This window comes from Leptospira vanthielii serovar Holland str. Waz Holland = ATCC 700522 (assembly GCF_000332455.1).
GTDB classification, from domain to species: domain Bacteria; phylum Spirochaetota; class Leptospiria; order Leptospirales; family Leptospiraceae; genus Leptospira_A; species Leptospira_A vanthielii.
In genome coordinates this window covers 47,168-65,180 of the sequence record NZ_AOGY02000072.1, presented here as the reverse complement: position 1 = coordinate 65,180, position 18,013 = coordinate 47,168, and the positions used below count along the sequence as shown (strand labels likewise).

At 40.3% G+C, this 18,013-nt stretch carries 19 protein-coding genes; 11 read left to right on the top strand and 8 right to left on the bottom strand.

Features of this window, described 5'->3' with window-relative positions:
• From LEP1GSC199_RS18040 to LEP1GSC199_RS18025, 4 genes are all read left to right on the top strand, one after another.
• Complete coding sequence (locus tag LEP1GSC199_RS18040; RefSeq protein ID WP_002989481.1) at window positions 1-795, top strand: pentapeptide repeat-containing protein; 795 nt, start codon at window positions 1-3, stop codon at window positions 793-795.
• The gene (locus tag LEP1GSC199_RS18035) at window positions 792-980 is read left to right on the top strand and encodes a hypothetical protein (RefSeq protein ID WP_002989445.1); all 189 of its coding nucleotides are present in this window, start codon (window positions 792-794) and stop codon (window positions 978-980) included. Before LEP1GSC199_RS18040 ends, LEP1GSC199_RS18035 begins: the two co-directional genes overlap by 4 nt.
• A 117-nt stretch (window positions 981-1,097) precedes the next feature.
• A complete protein-coding gene (locus LEP1GSC199_RS18030; protein WP_051122362.1) occupies window positions 1,098-1,394 on the top strand; it encodes an STAS domain-containing protein in 297 nt (98 codons plus the stop codon).
• Between the two features lie 5 nt (window positions 1,395-1,399).
• Window positions 1,400-2,164: an LA_1326/LA_4305 family lipoprotein gene (locus tag LEP1GSC199_RS18025; RefSeq protein WP_002989152.1), complete on the top strand. Its 765-nt coding sequence runs from the start codon at window positions 1,400-1,402 to the stop codon at window positions 2,162-2,164.
• A 7-nt stretch (window positions 2,165-2,171) separates the two neighbouring features.
• Here the strand turns inward: LEP1GSC199_RS18025 and LEP1GSC199_RS18020 are convergent, their stop codons facing one another.
• The 8 genes from LEP1GSC199_RS18020 to LEP1GSC199_RS17990 form a co-directional block, all read right to left on the bottom strand.
• Window positions 2,172-3,842: a DUF342 domain-containing protein gene (locus LEP1GSC199_RS18020; RefSeq protein WP_002989425.1), complete on the bottom strand. Its 1,671-nt coding sequence runs from the start codon at window positions 3,840-3,842 to the stop codon at window positions 2,172-2,174.
• Window positions 3,843-4,667, bottom strand: a complete 825-nt coding sequence (locus tag LEP1GSC199_RS18015; RefSeq protein WP_002989149.1) for a hypothetical protein — start codon at window positions 4,665-4,667, stop codon at window positions 3,843-3,845.
• Window positions 4,609-4,911: a hypothetical protein gene (locus tag LEP1GSC199_RS21945; protein WP_232420835.1), complete on the bottom strand. Its 303-nt coding sequence runs from the start codon at window positions 4,909-4,911 to the stop codon at window positions 4,609-4,611. The genes LEP1GSC199_RS18015 and LEP1GSC199_RS21945 overlap by 59 nt, the downstream gene beginning before the upstream one ends.
• Window positions 4,908-5,741, bottom strand: a complete 834-nt coding sequence (locus tag LEP1GSC199_RS18010; RefSeq protein ID WP_002989276.1) for a TrmH family RNA methyltransferase — start codon at window positions 5,739-5,741, stop codon at window positions 4,908-4,910. Before LEP1GSC199_RS18010 ends, LEP1GSC199_RS21945 begins: the two co-directional genes overlap by 4 nt.
• Window positions 5,742-5,765: 24 nt before the next feature.
• Window positions 5,766-6,599 (bottom strand): class I SAM-dependent methyltransferase, encoded by an 834-nt coding sequence (locus LEP1GSC199_RS18005; protein WP_002989274.1) that lies wholly within the window; start codon window positions 6,597-6,599, stop codon window positions 5,766-5,768.
• Window positions 6,596-8,527 (bottom strand): 7TM diverse intracellular signaling domain-containing protein, encoded by a 1,932-nt coding sequence (locus tag LEP1GSC199_RS18000; RefSeq protein ID WP_002989663.1) that lies wholly within the window; start codon window positions 8,525-8,527, stop codon window positions 6,596-6,598. Before LEP1GSC199_RS18000 ends, LEP1GSC199_RS18005 begins: the two co-directional genes overlap by 4 nt.
• Window positions 8,528-8,581: 54 nt before the next feature.
• A complete protein-coding gene (locus LEP1GSC199_RS17995; protein WP_002973093.1) occupies window positions 8,582-9,871 on the bottom strand; it encodes a citrate synthase in 1,290 nt (429 codons plus the stop codon).
• A gap of 68 nt (window positions 9,872-9,939) precedes the next feature.
• On the bottom strand, window positions 9,940-12,207 hold the full coding sequence (locus LEP1GSC199_RS17990) for a lytic transglycosylase domain-containing protein (protein ID WP_002989288.1): 2,268 nt from the start codon (window positions 12,205-12,207) through the stop codon (window positions 9,940-9,942).
• A gap of 48 nt (window positions 12,208-12,255) precedes the next feature.
• Between LEP1GSC199_RS17990 and LEP1GSC199_RS17985 the strand changes: the two genes are divergently transcribed.
• The 7 genes from LEP1GSC199_RS17985 to LEP1GSC199_RS17955 all read left to right on the top strand — a co-directional run bounded on the left by LEP1GSC199_RS17985 (window position 12,256) and on the right by LEP1GSC199_RS17955 (window position 18,012).
• Window positions 12,256-13,455 carry an LBF_1011 family protein gene (locus LEP1GSC199_RS17985; RefSeq protein ID WP_002989520.1) on the top strand — a complete coding sequence of 400 codons (1,200 nt, stop codon included), beginning with the start codon at window positions 12,256-12,258 and terminating at the stop codon, window positions 13,453-13,455.
• 1 nt (window position 13,456) lies between these two features.
• A complete protein-coding gene (locus tag LEP1GSC199_RS17980) occupies window positions 13,457-14,230 on the top strand; it encodes a hypothetical protein (RefSeq protein ID WP_002989466.1) in 774 nt (257 codons plus the stop codon).
• A gap of 68 nt (window positions 14,231-14,298) precedes the next feature.
• Complete coding sequence (locus LEP1GSC199_RS17975) at window positions 14,299-14,739, top strand: bactofilin family protein (RefSeq protein WP_002989231.1); 441 nt, start codon at window positions 14,299-14,301, stop codon at window positions 14,737-14,739.
• Window positions 14,740-15,678: a PdxA family dehydrogenase gene (locus LEP1GSC199_RS17970; protein ID WP_002989526.1), complete on the top strand. Its 939-nt coding sequence runs from the start codon at window positions 14,740-14,742 to the stop codon at window positions 15,676-15,678.
• Window positions 15,679-15,681: 3 nt separating this feature from the next.
• Window positions 15,682-16,104 (top strand): hypothetical protein, encoded by a 423-nt coding sequence (locus LEP1GSC199_RS17965; RefSeq protein WP_002989327.1) that lies wholly within the window; start codon window positions 15,682-15,684, stop codon window positions 16,102-16,104.
• 16 nt (window positions 16,105-16,120) lie between these two features.
• Complete coding sequence (locus LEP1GSC199_RS17960; RefSeq protein ID WP_002989495.1) at window positions 16,121-17,242, top strand: DegT/DnrJ/EryC1/StrS aminotransferase family protein; 1,122 nt, start codon at window positions 16,121-16,123, stop codon at window positions 17,240-17,242.
• On the top strand, window positions 17,242-18,012 hold the full coding sequence (locus LEP1GSC199_RS17955) for a hypothetical protein (protein ID WP_002989243.1): 771 nt from the start codon (window positions 17,242-17,244) through the stop codon (window positions 18,010-18,012). Before LEP1GSC199_RS17960 ends, LEP1GSC199_RS17955 begins: the two co-directional genes overlap by 1 nt.
• Window position 18,013 lies beyond the last annotated feature (1 nt).

Below are 18,013 nucleotides of genomic sequence, written 5' to 3'. Positions count from 1 at the left end.
ATGGCAGTAATGGACTTTGCTCGCTACAAAGAAATCAACGACCAAAGGATGAATTACCGTGAGATGGACGACGCTACCGTCGTTTCCTACTACCGCAACACAGGTTGCGGGGACGGTTATCGCATTTACTTAAAGTTAAACGACGAGTCTGTTGTGGAAGACGCAAGTTATACCACAACTGGCTGCGGGTTTGGAATTGTAGCTCTTGCTATGGCCACCGAATACGCTAAAGGTAAATCCCTTTTAGAACTGAAAAACCTCACTCCTGAAACTTTAGAAACTCTGTTTGAGTTTCCTGAAAGAAGAAAGAACTACCCAGAATCCGCTGTTGCTGCTCTCAAAAAAGCTGTCGAAGATTATGAATCTGGACAGGGTGTTCCCAAAGAAAACCGAATCACAAAATCCCAAACCATGGAAATCCTTCACAACCAAGGCCACCTTCGGGAAGCCAAGTTATCCAGTGTTATGTTGGAAAAAGAAAAGTTGGACGGAGTCGATTTTAGCGGTGCGGACCTTCACAATGCCTTCCTTCAAAATTCTAGTTTTGTGGGAGCCAACTTCCAAGGTGCTAACTTAAAGGCTTCGTTTTTTAATGGAGCCGATCTGAGAAATGCCAATTTTCGTGGTGCTGACTTACGTTTTGCCAAACTCGCTTCTGCCAAAATTGAAGGTGCTGATTTTACCGATGCCATTTATGACATTGGAACCCGAGTGGATCACAGCCAGATGTACATCTTTGATGTCATGAAAAAGGCGGGTAAGGACCTCTATCTAAAAACAGAGGATGGGGAATGAAGCCAGGCGATAAGGCAAAATTGACAAAACCAACATTCCTAAACAAAGGTATTTTTATTTTTACCGGTTCCACTGTGGAAATCAAAGAAATCCAATCAGACAAAGCCATTGTTGTTTATAATGATAAAGAAGGCTTTCCCCACGATTTAGAGATGAATCTAGCGGATTTGTCCCCTCTTTCATAAAGCCGATTTTCTTGACACAAATCCAGAGAATCGTAACGTATTGTTAATCCAACTATGTTGATTCTAAGCCACCGTCAGGAAAATCACCTGCTTCTATCGATCCAAAGGGATGTCCTGATGGAAAACTCGAGAGAGTTTTACCAAGAATTTGAGAAGGCGATTGAAAGTCAGAATTTCGGAAAATTGACAATGGATTTCCATTCTGTAAAATTTCTCGACTCGAGTGGAATCGGAGCTGTGATTAAAGCATCTTCTGCCCTTCACAATCGTGGCGTAGAGATTTTCGTAACCAATTTGAATAAAAACCTAAACTCTGTATTTCGTCTTTCTGGACTCAATCATATCCTTTCCATTTTGACGTTGGATGAATACCTTTCTAAATTTCCGGAGTTTCAAAAAACTCTAGAGGCATAAGCGTAATGAAACTCTATCGAATTTTCTCTCTCTTAATTCTTTCAATCACTTTGAATTCCTGTGCTTCAGGTGTTAAGTCTAGATCTTTACTTTTCCGCAGTAACGAGTTTGCCATCTACACAGTTGCTCGAGATAAAATCAGCTTAAAGTCAGAGACTGCTGTTTCAAAGACATTCGCCCATCCGGTGGAAATCACAGAAGAAAAGGTTTTAGATTTACTTGGGAACATTCGTTTTCGTGAAGAAAGTTCTTATGGCGATGTAAACCGATATATTTTCGAAGAAAAGGAAATCAAAGAGTTTGCATTGGATCTTGTAGACGGTTTACAAAAATTAAAACCAGACCAACTACTCCTTGTTATTTCTAAATACAACCCGGTTCGATCCGTGGTATCTCATTATTCTAGGACGGGTTTTTATATCTGGTCAACTGAAACCTCGATAGAAATTCTTTTTGGGGAACTCCAAAAAGAAATTTCTTATGATGAACAAGGAAATTATTTTGACTGGTCCAATATCCCAGACATTCCTTTTGAACATTTCCCTCAGTCCACATACATTCTGCAAAGCCCAGGTTTTTCCTTTAAAAAAGTTTCTGGATTTCGCAATAAACATTGGTTAGTTTTCGATAAAGCCGATTTGACAAAATTGAAATTTGAGAAAAGAAAGAAAACGATCATCCCAGAGGTAACAAACTCTGTTGATGCAGATCTTAAACCTGAAAAGAAAATTTCAAAAGATGAGGAAGAGGGGATACTAAACGAAGAATAAATTCGTATTAGTCTTCCTTCCTGATAACGGTTCTGTCGGTTTGAATGTTACCGTCAGTTCCTAAATAAAAATGAGTTTTTCCAACCAGGGAATTGATTCCCATGCGGTAATTTTTTCCGGCACCAAAACTTAGGTCTACACCGGGAAATACTTCTCTTTCTACATCCACAAAGGCTTCTGGGTTTGGCTCGTAGGAGCCAAGCGCAGTTTCGAATTGTTTGGTTTGTGCTTCTAAAACTTTTGTGAATTTTTCGTTTGCATCTTTTAGTTTGGTGATGGTTTCTTTTTCTTCAAGTGTCAGGTCTTTTTTCTGACTTTTCTCTACAAGTTTTGTGAGTGTCAGTTGGACTTTGTGAAGGGTGATTTCTTTGTCTGCGATTTCCTTTTTCATCCGATTGAGTTCATCAAGTAACTCAGGTGGAGTTCCAATCGCCACTTTGGTTTTGGTTTCCACAACGGCGCCGAGTTTGACACACGTGAGGGAGTTTCCTGCTATGACAGTTCCTCCAATAACTTCACCTCGGCCTCCGGCAACTCGAATAAAATCTTTGGCAGAAAGTTCGGAATGCATGACTGCTTCCTCTACAAAGATACTTCCTTGCGCAGTAAGTTTTCCCTGTTCTACAAATTTGGCGTAGATGTTTCCTTCTGATTCGATATAACCTTCGCCCCTTCCCATAAACCCACCTGACAAAACAATATCCCCTTTGGCTTTGAGAAAAGCTTTACCGACAGAATTGCGAATGATGATACTGCCACTTGTGGTTAAAGAAAAACCATCTCCAATTTTTTCTTCGACAATAATGGTTCCAGGAAAATCAATATTTCCCGTGGAATAATCAACGGCTTCCAGTTGGATCACTTCATCCACTTTGATTTCCCATGCTGCCGATAAAACCGGTCGGCCTGCGATTTTAGCGTACAGTTTGTCCCCTCTCAGTTCCACATTTGGTCCCAGATTCCAGTCGACTGTTTTCTCTTCTTGGTAAGGGATCATGGATCCATTGACGGTTTTTCCGAATTCTCCTTTTTTGGGAGGGATTCTTTCGGCAATCAAATCCTCTGGTTTAACTGATTGGATGACCCCAATATTTTTATAGTCGATACGTCCATGTTCGTCTTCTTCTAACTGGGGTTTGTTGTCTGACCTAAAGTAAATTTTAATTTCTCCATCCTTACCAGGAACAGGTTGATAACCTTTTGCGATTGTATAAGGAACAAAAAAATCGGGATTTTTGACTTGGCTTTGAATGACCAAATCAAGGATACCAACAGAGATTCCAACTGATGCAATCTGTTCACGTAACTGGTATTCGCTGAGGAGCGCTCCCCCATGTTTGGGAGGATGGAGAACCATTTTGGCTTCCATATAATCTTCGGAGATGGTAATGTCCGCATAAGAGTTTACTGGATCCCCTTTGGACCAGGTTCCAATTTCTACAGGTTTGTTTTCCGCTAAGGCAACAGCTTTTTTGATTTGTTCTGTGTTATATCCTTCAACACCAAAGAGTTGGACACGTGCGAGTACATCTTTATAATCGACTTTTTTTCCTTTAGGGCCAGGTTTTGTGATTTTTAATACAGCTTTGCCTGAGGAGTTTTCGATTTGGAAGTAACCATTTTCGTTGGCTTCTAAATCTTGGAGGATTCTATCTGTATAGGAGTCTGGGCCTGGCATTTAATTGTATTCTAATAAGTGAGAAACGACATCTTCCTCTCCATCCGTTTTTATTTCTAACTTGGGAGTCATCGAGTCGATTGTATTAATTAGAGTCAGCACTTCCTCAAATTGACAAGAAATTATTCGGGTAAGGTCAATATAAGCCGAACGAAAGTAAAGATCGAGTGCATTTACCAAATAAAGATATTCTGCAAAATCACCGCGATCGGTATAAAGAATAGGAGTTTTTGCATAATAACATTCAGCTAAAATTCCGTATCCCGGCTTTGTGCAAACATAATCTGCTGCTGCCACAAGATCGGGATAATGAGAAACTTCTGGCACAAGGATTCCATCTGTTTGGATTCCTGGAACTCCGTAAGCAATTAATTGAATGGAAGGGGTGAGATTTTTTGTTTGTAATTGGGTTCCTTCTAAACCGTAAGCACCAAAGGATAAAAGAATGTAGGTAGTATCATCTTTAAACCCAAATTTTTGTCTGGCCAATTCTTTCGAAAGGGTTGGTTTTCTGCCCACAAGACCAATGTTAGTTTGTTCCAGAAATGTGGGCATGGGACAAGAAAAAGGTAAAATGAGTGCTTCTGTTGCAAACCCATATTCAACCTGCAATTGGTCACTTAAGTTCCCGAAATAGGAATCATCTTTGGCATAGTTTCTATAAATAAAATCCCAAGTGAAGTTACCGAGAAAAATACTTTGGATTCCTGTTTCTAAAGCAATGGTGATGGGAAAAGAAGAACTATCGGTTAGGATGAGTGAGATATTATTTTTTTTGCAGTATTCTGATTCTTCTTTTAGGAGTCGGACTTTGTTTTTTTTCAAAATCTTGGAGTTCTTCCTTTGTAGTTTGTAAATCAATCGAAAGAGAGTTTTTTTGCGAAACCCCTACATCCAGTTTAAGATTTCGCATTTTTAGTTTGGGATGGGTGAAATTTAAAAATGGTATCCTTGTGCTGATTAGATGAATTTCTTCAATAAACTCGGCATTTAGCAGGTGTTTAATGATATTTCCTGAGCGACTGATGTGCCCAAACCCATGGCCTGAGATGTAAAAATAGATCTTCATTTGTTTCTTTGTCGGATGGATTCGTATAAAACAATTCCGCAAGACATGGCTAGATTTAATGAATCAGCTTCACCTAACATTGGTAGGTAAAGAGTGTCGTCGGATAATTCTTTGGCTCCGAGACTTAGTCCGTACTGCTCACTTCCAAAAAGAAATACGGATTTTTCTTTCATATTGATAGAAGTATAAAGTGATTTTCCTTCGGGTGTGACCGCATAACGTTTGTATCCTTGCGTTTGAAAATTGGTAAGGACTTCTTTTAATTCTCCAATATAAACTGGTAAAGTAAATATCGTGCCGGTGCTTGCACGAACTACGTTAGGATTAAAAAGGTCAATTCTCGGATCGGTGACAATCACAAGACCAACCCCAGCACCTTCTGCGGTACGTAAAATGGTCCCGAGGTTTCCTGGTTTTTCCACACCTTCAATGATAAGGACGGGGTTTGTTTCTAAAGATTTTATTTTTTCCCAAGGGACTGTGGCATCCGGGGTTTCTGCCACAGCGATGAGCCCATCTGGCCTATCCCTATAAGAAATTTTTTCAAAAATTTTACGGGGAAGTTCGAATATCGGACAATGGACTGATTGGATCAATAGTTCTTCGTTTTCGCCGAGAAAACATTCGGGTGAGATAAACAAACTTGTGATATTGACAGGCAAACAAGGGATAGGTGAGCTCGGGTTACTTGTAATGGCTTTTTTTATTTCCCGATACCCTTCAATGAAGAATTTTTTTTCTTCGTCGCGGTTTCTTTTTTCTTTGAGGCCCGCTACCCACTTAACCTTAGGGTTGGAAAAACTCGTGATGTATTGTTTTCTGTTTGGCATAGGGCTTACAAAGAATGTTCTTTTTTATTTGGAGAAGAAAGTACAAAATCCGGCAGGGTATTTTTTTCCTGATCTTTCAGGGATGAATAACTCGGATGTTTGGTAAGTGCCTTTTGTTTTGATTCGCGACGACAATATCCTTTCTAATGTTAGGGGACTAAACCCTTGGCTATGGCAACTGAGGATGACAAATTCTGGTTTGGAATCGGAGAGTTCCATAAGAGCATCCATAAGTTCTGAAAGGTTTTCTTCAATCTTCCAAACCTCTCCTTTGGAACCACGTCCGAAACTTGGTGGGTCGAGGATGAGGCCTTGGTATTTTTTCCCGCGTTTGATTTCTCGACGAATAAACTTCATTACGTCATCCACAATCCAACGGACTGGTTTGGAATCCAACCCTGATAGTTTCGCATTTTCGCGTGCCCAGTCCACCATTCCTTTGGAAGCATCCACATGACAAACTCCCATACCCGAATCCAAACAAGCAAGTGTGGATCCCCCTGAATAAGCAAATAGGTTTAGGACTTCGAGGCCTTGTTTCTTTTTTCCAATCTCTCGGATTCGGTTCCAATTGGTTTCTTGTTCTGGGAAAAGTCCGATGTGACCAAAAGGAGTGAGTTTGATTTTAAAAGTTAGGTTGGAAAATTCAATGGTAAAACTTTCGGGAACTTTCTTTTGAAAATTCCAATGTCCGGCACCGGAATCATTTTTGATGTACTGCGCATGGAGGTCGGTCCAAATTTCAGGAGTTGCTTTCCCATAAGCAGAAGTAGGGGAAGAGCGAAGGAGTTTGTAACCACCTACAATTTCCAATTTGGATAAATCACCTGAATCCAAGAGTTCGTAACTTTTTGTCATACCAATTCCAGAAAAATAAACGTTAGGTCGTCCTCCCACTCTTTTATTTCGGCTTTAGAAAACGACTCTAAATCCTGGATGAGTTTTCCTTTGAATAGATGGTTTGGCAGCCCCCTGTTAGTCCGTAAAAATTCCAATAAACCCGCTTCTCCATACATTTTCCCTTCGGGAGTAAAACATTCCAAAACTCCATCACTAAGAATAAGGATTCGGTCTTTGGGTTCGACTAGGTAGCTTGATTCTTCAATTTGGATTTCTGGAAACACACCAATAATTTTTCCTTTGGGATGGACTTTGATGATCTCACCACTGGCTCTTTGGAGATAGGCACTTGGATGACCCGCCCGTCCAAACCGCCAAACCTTGGTGGATGTATTTAGATATACATAGGAGGCAGTTACATATTGAGGATTACAGTTACCGTATAACACGCGGTTCATACCCTCTAATACTTGTTTGGGTGAAGAGATATTGTCCTTTTGTGTGGTAAAGGCTACTTTTCCCATGGCAGAAATCAGAGAAGCAGGAATTCCATGCCCCGAAACATCACAGAGTACAATGCCTATTTCATAGGGATTAGGTGAGAAGTATTCATAGAAGTCACCACCCACATCTTTCATTGGCAAAATAAAAATTTGGATCTGTAAATTCTTCACATTGGGAATGGTTTTTGGAAGAGATTGCATGAGGATGTCCCTGGAAATCTTTCTTTCTCTTCGTAGGCTAGTGACCTGTGCCAGCGCCATATCTTTTTCTTGGCGTAACAATTGGATACGATCAGCCAAAGCCAATGCAAACAAAGTGATGTCAGCAAGAGAAGCGATGGGAAATAACATTTCTTCTAAAAATGGATTAGAAGGAAGGATCCCAAATTTGAGTAACCCGTACACTGTGCAAGTAAGAAGTAATAAAACAAAGGCAATGGCAAAATAATAAAAGGAACGAATTCTCCGCCAAATTCCCCAGACAAGTACGATTAGTAAACTGATACAAATCAAAACAGAAAGCAGACTCACACCGATGGATGATTGTGAGATCCCACCAAACAAAGCGACTACGGCATTCAGTAGGGAAAAAACTCCCAAAACTTGGTAGAAGCGAGCCACTTTGGGTATTCGTGTTTTTAGTTTTAGAAAATGGGATGTAAACAATACAAAGAAAAAAAGACAAATACTGAAAAAAACGGGGATACCTATCCGTTTCCAAAAATAAGAATCAGGGACAAAAAAATACCCCCAAAAACCTAAAAGAGAAAGTTGGCCGAGGCCAAAAAAAAGCACATAACCAATATAATAAAAATAATTCCGATCTCTTACGAAAAAGGCAATTGCAAGATTGTATAAGATGATGATTCCTAAACTTCCAAAAAATAAACCATAGATCCATTGTGAAATGTAGTCCTCTCGTTGCAGATTTCTTTGGTTAGTGAAAACAAAAGCAAACTGTAGAGAGATTTCTGATCGAATGGCGATGAGAATGGTTTCTTTTTCGTGCCCGATTCGGAAGGCAAAATTTCTATGGGGGATTTCTCTTTGAAATACGGGTTGGATATGGCCGGACTTGGAAACTACATAAGTATTCCCATCGTTTTTGTGAAATAGTTCCACGGAATCAATGTTATGTGCTTGGATCAGAAGTAATGGGTATTTGATCGGATCGGGGAAATCTTTGGGATCTAGTTTTAACCAAAGGGTTCCTTCCAAAAATCCAAAGTTGATAAAATCATCAGTAATCTTTGAAAATTGCCCTGTTTTTAATACGGATTCTAAGGGAACAGAAGATGTGGGATCAATCCAATAAGTGAATTTTGTGGTGTGGATGATTCGTTCCCCAACGTCGCTTGGAGTTTCAGAAAGAATTGGTTTTGTAAAAGAGAGAGAGGAGAGTAAAGCTAGAAAAAGGATTTTTGTCCGAGCAGTTTTTTTCAATTGATTGGTCTTGGACAGGAGATCCTCATCCCCTGTCCTTTTTTCGTTTCGGTGTTAAGCCTGTTTTTTTGCTGCTTCGTAAGAGATCTCTTGTGGACCTGTATAAATTTGGCGTGGTCGACCAATCTTTAAACTTGGGTCTTCAATCATCTCTTTCCACTGCGCAATCCAACCTGGAAGCCTTCCCATTGCAAACATGACTGTAAACATATTAGTTGGAATTCCAAGTGCACGGTAGATGATTCCTGAATAGAAGTCTACGTTTGGATAGAGTTTTCTTTCGACAAAGTATGGATCGTTGAGTGCCGCTTCTTCCAATTCTTTGGCAATGTCAAGAAGTGGGTCTTTGATACCAAGTTTGTTTAAAACTTTATCACAAGCCACTTTGATGATTTTGGCACGAGGGTCAAAGTTTTTGTAAACTCGGTGACCAAACCCATTCAATCGGAAACTGGAGTTTTTGTCTTTGGCTTGTTCTACGATTTTTTTAACCGAGAGTCCGCTTTTTTTAATTCCTTCCAACATTTCCAATACTTCTTGGTTGGCCCCACCGTGACGTGGTCCCCAGAGAGCTAGGATTCCTGCAGAAATGGCACCGTATAAGTTGGCAAGAGATGATCCCACCAAACGAACAGTAGACGTAGAACAGTTTTGTTCGTGGTCTGCATGTAAGATGAGAAGTAAGTTGAGTGCAGATACAATTTCTGGATCAATATGATAATCTTCCGCAGGAACCGCAAACATCATATTCATAAAATTAGAAGCATAGTCCAATTCATTGAGTGGGTGGATGATGGGTTGTCCGATAGATTTTTTATAAGCGTAAGCGGCAATTGTTGGGAATTTTGCAAGGAGTCGAATGATGGAGATCTCTCTGTGTTCCTCATTCATTGGATCATAACTATCTTGGTAGTATGTAGATAAACATCCCATCATACAAGACATGATCGCCATTGGGTGACCATCTTTTGGAAAACCGTTGAACAGGCGTTTGAGATCCTCGTGGATCATAGTATGTTTGGTAATGGAGCTATTCCATTCTTTTAGCTGTGCATCGTTTGGAAGTTTGCCGTAGATGAGTAAATAAGCTACCTCAGTAAAAGTAGACTTAGCGGCCAAATCATCAATAGGAATTCCGCGGTAACGGAGGATCCCTTGTTCTCCATCGAGAAAGGTGATCTCACTGGTGCAAGCACCTGTATTTAAATAACCGGAATCAATCGTAACATAACCGGACAATTGGCGGAGTTTAGTAATATCAATTGCCTTCTCGTTTTCGCTTCCCACTAAAATCGGAAGTTCGAACTCTTTTCCATCCACTTTCAGAATTGCCTTTTCGGACATATCTTCTCCTGTATATCTCTGTCTATTTCAAAGGATAGACAGAGGAAAGGGTGGGGAAAAGCCATTTTTTATAACTTATGGTATTTTTTCATGATGTCATAAGCGTAGAAATTCGAAACCACGATGCGACAGTAATCTCTCGACTCTTTGTAAGGAAGGTCTTCTAAAAAATGGTTAAAATCACCTGAGTAAACGGACTTCTTCCATTTCCGCAAATTCCCTGGCCCACCGTTATACGCAATGGATGCCCATTTTAATTCGTTCCCATTGGATTTCAAAAGATAAGCTAAAAATTTTGTCCCCAAACGGATGGAGGTTTCGGGTTCATAGAGCGAGTAGGATGTGATTCCCATCCGGGAAGCAAGTTCTCTGCCCGTAGCAGGCATTATTTGCATGAGCCCTCGTGCATTGGATCTTGAGGTCGCCGTTTCTTTAAAGAAGGATTCTTGTCGCATGAGAGCGTAAACCTTGTCTTCCGAGATATCGTTTTCATTTGCGTAACGAGAGACAATACTTTGGTGGGGCCTTGGATAGATCCTGACAGAGATAGACGTGGGGAGTAGGATGGGATCATCGGGGATAAAATGTCTTTTCAGAAGTGATCTGGTGTGAAATGCCGTATAATATGTGTTATAAGTTAGGTCCCCAATTCCTACTAAAATTTCATCTTTTTCTTCTTCGGAAAGATTCTCTCGTTTTACGTGAAAGTTAACAAGGCTTAAACCCAAACTATCTTCTCCCACACGGAAGTATTCTTTGGCGAGGTTGAGTAGTTTATGTCCTTGGATCCTTGAACTCATCCCTCCCAGTTTGTTTCCTAATTCATAGGAATCCTTCGGATAAACAAATCCCAAGTTGCGACCAAGGATTGCATAGGATTCCTCTGGAATTCCTGCAGTGTAAGATAGGTATTCAAAAAGATACTCTTTGTTATACGTGGGATTGTCTGGTTTATTTGATTCTTTGATGATTGATAAAAATTCTTCTCGGATCACTCTTGTATAGTAAGAGCCAGGACAAAGGGCATAATAACGTTTGAGTTCTTTTTTTAATTTCTCAATGTCACCATTTTCTTTCAGAGCACGTAAATACCAATATACTAGTCGGCCTTTAACGGGGAGGTTTGGAATTTCAGCAAGAGCCCTTTCAAATTTTGCCAGTGGTGCATAATTGGATTTTTCTCCTTGGCGGTCCACAAGATATTCGATTAGTCGGTCTTGGTAAAAAAGATTAAATGGATACTTCCCTAAATACAGAATTAGATTTTCAAAATACAATTCTCTATCCCCCAAACGGTCGTAAGATGCGGTGAATACTCGGTAGTATCCTGCATCTTTGCCAGGGAAAGTTTTTAAGAGTTCAATGGCCGCTTGGAATTTGTTTTGTTGGTACAAAACATCGGCAAGGGAAACGATCCATGAAGAATCCATATCCACAAAGATTTTGTTGGAACGCAAAACTCTATATAATTCGTTTGTTTTTCCTATTTTTGTTAGAACTAAAGTTAGGTGTTTAAAACCTTCATAGTAGGCAAGTCTTGTCGAAAAAAGTTCAGGCCTTGTGCGAAACAATGCTTCTTTGTCATTATGACTGACCGCAGGAAGTAGAAGGGTGAGCTCAGATGGGGCCAGTTGTAAGATACTACCAGAACCTTTGTATTTGGACCAATCCGCTGCGACCATCTGTACCGTAGAGTCTGATAATCCATCTCTTTGTAGGAGATTTAGCCACTCTTCTACTGCGGACTTTTCATCACCTAAAATGAGTTTTGCTTTTCCGTATCTGTACTGTGTGTCCCCAGTGAGAAGGTATCTTCTGTGTGTTTCTTGGATGGAGTTGATTTTTTCTAAAATTTCTTTCCATTGGTTGTTTGCGGCAAGTAGTCTTACCAGTTCATCCAGAAGACGGCGGCAAATAGGATCTTCTTCTAAATTCAATCGGTTTAGAAATTGGATTCTTTCGGCAGGTGTCAGGTAGTTTCTTTGGGTAATCTCTGTGTACAACTTCCAATAACTCAGTTTGAATAGAGTGGTTTGGAAAGGCATGGTTTGTGTCAGGATTTTTCTTACTTCCTCTTCCGATGATTCCGTGACAAAAACACCACGAACGAGAGAAATCAAATACCGAAATCGTTTCTCCTTGTCTCCGTTAGGTGATTTTTCATGAAATTCGATAAGACTATACACTTCACTTTCGCGAGACGGATTTGTATTTCTAAAATGATTTTCAATTTGCCCCCACTGGTGGGATTTGATTAGATATTGGAGATCAGTTTCCGCAAATAGGGATGTTGTGAAAAAGAGAAGAATTCTACTTGCTAACCAAAAATGCCTCATGCATACTTCCTATGATTACGAATTTAGAGAGGGAAGGTTCCTCTCCTTATGAGCTTACAAACAGAATACAAACTGCAATGGCCGGAATATCGTATCGAATTCCACAAAGGGCCCGTACTTCCTAAAACGGCCACACTTTCCGAACTCTGGCCTAGTTTACGTGCCTTCTTTTCAGGCGATCAGTCTCGTTTTGCAAACTATCTCTACTATTTATCGACCGATTTTTCTGGTGGGTTCAGCCTTTGTTCCTTTTTGGGGGAAAATGAAGTCGCCAATCGGTTCAAAGACCCGCAATTGACCACCCCATCGCCGTTCCCAAGTCAGTCTTTAGACCAAATTTGGGAACTTTGCCAAAACCGAGAGTTTGAAGAGATGGAAAGAGAGGATTGGGAGCTTGTTGGATTTGGCCTTTTGTATTCGGGTCAGATCGCCGAGTTTCGCAATTGGGTCTTAAAAACCAAAGAATTCTTTGGTCAAACCGATGATAACCGCAGATTTTTGTTTTTACTGGGGTGGGAATTTTCTGAACTTCCCTATGAAAATACCATATTGCATGCGTTAGTTGAATATGTGCAGGGGAAACGCGAATATTTAGATTTTAAAACTCTCACCGATGCCGTAACTCTCGATTCTCATTGGCAGGTTTCTGGAGTTCTTTTTCATGCAATTGAAATGGGATGGTTTAGTGGAGAAGAAACGTTCCGATTTTGGAAGTTCCTGATAGGTTTTTACGCAGAATGGGAAGATTGGGAGAAACAAAAATTTTGTTCGGTTTCCCTTGGGAAAATTCCTGCCTTCCCTGCTTTACGTTATGCGAAACGATATTTTCCAGAAGAAACTTTTTTACGTTACAGAGAAGATTTAGAAACTAGTCTTCGCGGAGACTGGACCGTTAGCAATGGATTTGGATATGAATTGTCTCATGAAATGGATCCGTTTGTCGAAACGGTAGTTCGATTTCGAAATGAAGGAACCCGTTACGAAGATGATTTAAAAAACGAATTACTTCTTAAACCATATTCTTATTTTATCAATTTACAATTGGCCTCTATTGCTTTTGTTAAAAAGGAAAATGACAAGTTTTTAAACTTTTATAAAAAAGCCGGGCGACTTAAGTATTTGCCTTTTGCTCTCAATTTGTACTTTCGAGTTTTAAAAGTTACTGGTGATGAGACATTAGGTTCTTCTATTGAGCGAACGCTTCTGGCATCTGGTGAATCTGTTAGTATTCCAGAAGGTTGGGAATAAAATGCCACTCACGCAAGAACAGATTATGGAACTCTCCAAATTGCAGAAAATGCTAAGGAATTTGGAGAAAATTGAAAGAAATGCAAAAAATGATCTGCAAAAGGAACGAGTGGCATATGACATAGAACGTTACAGACGTCGTATGCAAGAAGTTTCTCCCGAAGGAATTCCAGATAACTTAGAGCAGACGATGCGTAATGCAAAAACCAGAGAGGAAAATCCTGAAAACCTCAAACACAAGGTTATATCTCAGTATCCGGTAATGAAAATATCACCCAATTCGAATGATAGCGAAATCAATCAAATTGGAACCCTTGTAAATATTATGGATTTGGAATATATCCCTATCCTTGGGGATGGCCATATTAAATTTGATTATTCTCATGCTACAGAAAGGGATACTGTTCTTAAGTATATGGAAAACTTGCGACGAAATATGAAAATCCTTGTGGAAACTGTCGAAGAGTATGCGGCTGCCGACAAACAAGAGTTCCGTGAACAGCTATCTAGGATGAAAAACAAACAGTCCCGAATTTTCATCGCTGAATCCTTTGAAACCTTGGGTAAATTTCGTGATTTCCTCACTGCGGTGAATAAAGACATCAAAGATGGGGTAAATGTGATTATGAACATGGAAGAACCGATCAAATTCAATCCTAGGTTTGAAAGGGCCACGGTTTTGGAAGGCCGTTCGATTATGGAAGGGCTTCGTGAATTTCAAGAATTTGCGGAAGAGGCTTGCGATTTGATTCGACTCCCGTCTTTTCGAGGGTAAAAAAACCTTTTCATTCCCGGGGGGAACGAGGACACTGTGAAAAATCACATTCACGGACCCGTAACAGCATGGCATTAGTCAAAAATCAGACCGAAGTTACCAATTCAACTATTGGTGAGAATTCTTACTTCAACGGTAAATTCTTTATCAATGGATCCTTAAAAATTGACGGTAAATTCGAGGGGAAATCCCTCCAAGCCGAACACCTCTACATTGGTGTTACCGGAAAGGTCAAAACCAACATCACAGCTGCCAGTGTCATCGTAGAAGGAATTGTGGCGGGAAACGTGACTGCAAGAAACCGCGTGATGCTCCTTCCTACTTCAAAAATCCTTGGCGATATCAAAACACCGGAACTCATCATACAAAATGGGGTGATTCTAGAAGGACGTTGTATGATTTCCAACGACCTCAAACACAGCGCTAAAGACTTAATCGAGTTGGAATACTCCAAAGATTCTTTAAGTGTTGAGAAAATTTTTGGGAAACAACCAAACGCAAAAGAATAATTGAAAACCATTCTGATTTCGGAAGGCGATCCCACAAGTATCAACTACGAACTTTTGGTTTCTGCCTTCCCTCTCTTGTTATCCTTAGGGAAACGCCATCGCATTTATTTCATCCGTGGCCCCCACAATCTCACGGTCCCCTCGCTTCCAAGCCTTTCCAAACCGAGTGCCGGACCTGGATTCTATTCTCTCCCTTGGTCTGATTCTAAAAAATCGCGTAATTTTACTCTCGGTAAACCCTCCAAAACCTCAGGTAGAATGGCCTACGATTCACTTCTTGCCGCTATGGACTTACAAAAGGAATTAGGAGCTGACCTCATCACTCTTCCTCTTTCGAAGGAGTGGGTAAATAAGGCAGGTATCAAAGGATTTCGGGGTCATACAGAAACCTTGGCTACGTATTATAAACGACCTACGTTTATGATGATGTCGGGTGAGAAATTAAATGTAATTCCATTAACCACTCATGTTCCCCTAAAAGACGTGGTGAAAGAATTGAAACGATTTTCTTGGAAGGATCTGAGTTCTGCACTCCGCCGTTCGCAGTTTTTAAAAAATCCAAAAATTGCTTATTTAGGGCTAAACCCACATGCGGGTGAGGGTGGAAAGATTGGGGATGAAGAATCCACCATCTTGTCAGTGGGCGCTAAAATCTTACGAAAAGCAAAGTTTCAGGTGGAAGGTCCTCTTTCTGCGGATTCGGCTTTTTTGCCAGGAGCCAAAACATACGATTTGTATTTGGCCGGGTATCATGACCAGGGACTCATTCCATTTAAATTGCTTGAAGGGAAAAAGGGAGTCAACATAACCTTAGGACTGGATTTTACTCGTGTGTCCCCGGACCATGGGACAGCCTTTGACATTGCAGGAAAAGGGATCTGTGATCCCACAGGACTCATCTCCTGTTTAGAAAGACTCACGGAGACAAAAGAAAAATAACTCATGACACTATTGGAAACCGTTGCCTTTCCTGTTTTATTCATTTGGTTTGTGGGCCTCCTTCTCACTCTCTTCCGGAGAGATTTAGAGTCACACTGGAAGTTTTTTTTCTTTCTTGTGTTTTGTTTTTATCTGGTTCAATTCTTTCCTGAATTTTGGGAAGGGGTGGCCCGTTGGAAGGAAAACCCCAAAGCAGAAGTTCTCCTTTGGATCTCTGCTATGGGAAATTCCATCTATGTTTTTTTATTCTTTTTATGGCCCCTTGTTCTCATTCGAATTTATTATTCTGCATCCAATAACTTAAGTAAAACCTTGATTCCAGCACTTGCTTATGGGACGGTTCTGTATTGGGCTTTATTTTTTCTTTGGACTATGTACTCCAAAGAGTTCAATGGTTGGCTTCATCAAATATTCACAAATAAGTAATTAGAAAGGGCATACAATGGCAGTTCCATTTATAGATATCAAACGATTTGAACCAGGATTTTTGGACACCTGGAATGAAAAAGTAAAGTCCATGTCACAAAACGCACAGTTTATCGGTGGAAACGAAGTTTCTGATTTGGAAGCAGGTCTTGCCACTTGGGCAGAAACAAAGTATGCCATTGGATGTGCCAATGGAACGGATGCTTTGCAGTTAGCTCTTCGTGCTGTGGGTGTGGGTCGTGGCGATAAAGTTTTGTTACCGGATTCTACGTTTTGGGCTACGTTTGAAGCGGTAGTGAATGTGGGTGGGGATCCTTACACCATTGATACCAATCCAGACGATTTACAAATGGATTTCCAAGTTTTCCAGGAAGCTGTGGAAAAAGTAAAACCAAAGGCTGCGCTTGTTGTGCATTTGTATGGATGGGGAACTTCCAAAATTGAAGAACTTCGTAAATTTTGCAAAGAAAAGAACGTAGCTCTTATTGAAGACGGAGCTCAGTGTTTTGGAGTGAAGTTCAACGGCAAGTCTTTGTATAAAGACGCTCTCATTTCCACGACTTCCTTTTACCCTGCAAAGGTGTTAGGTGCTGCCGGTGATGGTGGTGCTGTATTTACAAACGATGAAGAGTTATCGGTTGTGACTCGTCGTTTAGTCAACCATGGAAGGACTTCTCATTATGAACATGGACTTGTGGGTTGGAACTCAAGGCTTGATTCACTGCAAGCAGCTTTCCTTAATTTATCTTTAAAACACCTGCAGACAAGAATTGATTCTCGTAAAAAATCACAGAACATATACTACAAAGAACTTCCAGGCCTTGGGATTGGAGTAATCCAACCACCCAAAGGTTACGATGAAAATGGTTACTGTAACGTGACTTTGGTGGACCCAGAGGTGCGTCCCAAAATTGAAGCTGTCTTAAAAGACAAAGGAATTGGATTTGGAAATATTTATCCTGGGGCCATGTCTGACCAACCGGGCGCCAAACCATACCTGATTGAAAGATTTGGGAAGGATGGGAATGCACGAAGGATCTCTAAATCCGTTCTTAACTTTCCACTTTTTGCTTATATGACAGATTCAGAATTGGATGAAGTGTTTAGTGCCATAAAGGCATACAACGCAAATAAATAATGGAAAAATTTAGAGTCGGAGTCTTTCTATTCTTTTTACTCATCTTAGCGGTGCTTACTTTTAGTTTGTCTAAAAGTTGGCGCCTCTATGATGATGGGTATGAAGTCACAGTAGAAACTCCCGAGTCTAAAGAAAAGGACAACAGCCCAGAACCCACTGATAGTTTGGATTTAGAAGATGGGAATGGTAAAATTTATTGGAAACAATACTTTATCTACCCTCATGGCCTTGTCACTGAATCGGGTGGATTTGGCCCCGATGGGATTTTGTCTCATGCAAGGAATTTATACTCTATCAATTTAAAAGATGGGAAGGTGCAAAAACTTTTTCCTCACGATGTATACATCTGGGATTTTTTCGCTGGAGACTTTGCGAAAAAATCTGTTTCTAATACCATTGATGATCCCAAAGAAGATGTTCTTGCCTTAGAGAAAAAAATCATAATTTTGGCAGTTACAGAAGATAGTAATTTAGATGGAGTTCTAAACTACAAAGATCATAAATTGGTGTATCTTTTTGATCCAGAGACTAGCGGGCTCAACACTGTTCTTCCTGTGGGATTCCATTTTCGAAAGTTAGTTTATAATTCTGCGAAAAATCACTTAACTTTAGTTTTGGGGAAAAATCCTGACAAACAAATCAATAAAAGAAGAAAACTTCCCGAGCCGGAGATCAAACTGCATATTTTTGATTATGATGCGGCAACAAACAAAGGGATCCTTAGCGGATCTTTGGAAGCTTTGGTGACACCAGTTTCTAGTCCAGAATAGA

Bases quoted from the DNA above. Each gene is read 5' to 3' on its own strand.
- LEP1GSC199_RS17955 (WP_002989243.1), top strand. From the start codon at position 17,242: ATGGAAAAATTTAGAGTCGGAGTCTTTCTATTCTTTTTACTCATCTTA.
- LEP1GSC199_RS17985 (WP_002989520.1), top strand. From the start codon at position 12,256: ATGAGCTTACAAACAGAATACAAACTGCAATGGCCGGAATATCGTATC.
- LEP1GSC199_RS18035 (WP_002989445.1), top strand. From the start codon at position 792: ATGAAGCCAGGCGATAAGGCAAAATTGACAAAACCAACATTCCTAAAC.
- LEP1GSC199_RS18025 (WP_002989152.1), top strand. From the start codon at position 1,400: ATGAAACTCTATCGAATTTTCTCTCTCTTAATTCTTTCAATCACTTTG.
- LEP1GSC199_RS17990 (WP_002989288.1), bottom strand. From the start codon at position 12,207: ATGAGGCATTTTTGGTTAGCAAGTAGAATTCTTCTCTTTTTCACAACA.
- LEP1GSC199_RS18005 (WP_002989274.1), bottom strand. From the start codon at position 6,599: ATGACAAAAAGTTACGAACTCTTGGATTCAGGTGATTTATCCAAATTG.
- LEP1GSC199_RS17975 (WP_002989231.1), top strand. From the start codon at position 14,299: ATGGCATTAGTCAAAAATCAGACCGAAGTTACCAATTCAACTATTGGT.
- LEP1GSC199_RS17980 (WP_002989466.1), top strand. From the start codon at position 13,457: ATGCCACTCACGCAAGAACAGATTATGGAACTCTCCAAATTGCAGAAA.
- LEP1GSC199_RS18040 (WP_002989481.1), top strand. From the start codon at position 1: ATGGCAGTAATGGACTTTGCTCGCTACAAAGAAATCAACGACCAAAGG.
- LEP1GSC199_RS21945 (WP_232420835.1), bottom strand. From the start codon at position 4,911: ATGAAGATCTATTTTTACATCTCAGGCCATGGGTTTGGGCACATCAGT.
- LEP1GSC199_RS17965 (WP_002989327.1), top strand. From the start codon at position 15,682: ATGACACTATTGGAAACCGTTGCCTTTCCTGTTTTATTCATTTGGTTT.
- LEP1GSC199_RS17995 (WP_002973093.1), bottom strand. From the start codon at position 9,871: ATGTCCGAAAAGGCAATTCTGAAAGTGGATGGAAAAGAGTTCGAACTT.
- LEP1GSC199_RS18010 (WP_002989276.1), bottom strand. From the start codon at position 5,741: ATGCCAAACAGAAAACAATACATCACGAGTTTTTCCAACCCTAAGGTT.
- LEP1GSC199_RS18020 (WP_002989425.1), bottom strand. From the start codon at position 3,842: ATGCCAGGCCCAGACTCCTATACAGATAGAATCCTCCAAGATTTAGAA.
- LEP1GSC199_RS17960 (WP_002989495.1), top strand. From the start codon at position 16,121: ATGGCAGTTCCATTTATAGATATCAAACGATTTGAACCAGGATTTTTG.
- LEP1GSC199_RS18030 (WP_051122362.1), top strand. From the start codon at position 1,098: ATGGAAAACTCGAGAGAGTTTTACCAAGAATTTGAGAAGGCGATTGAA.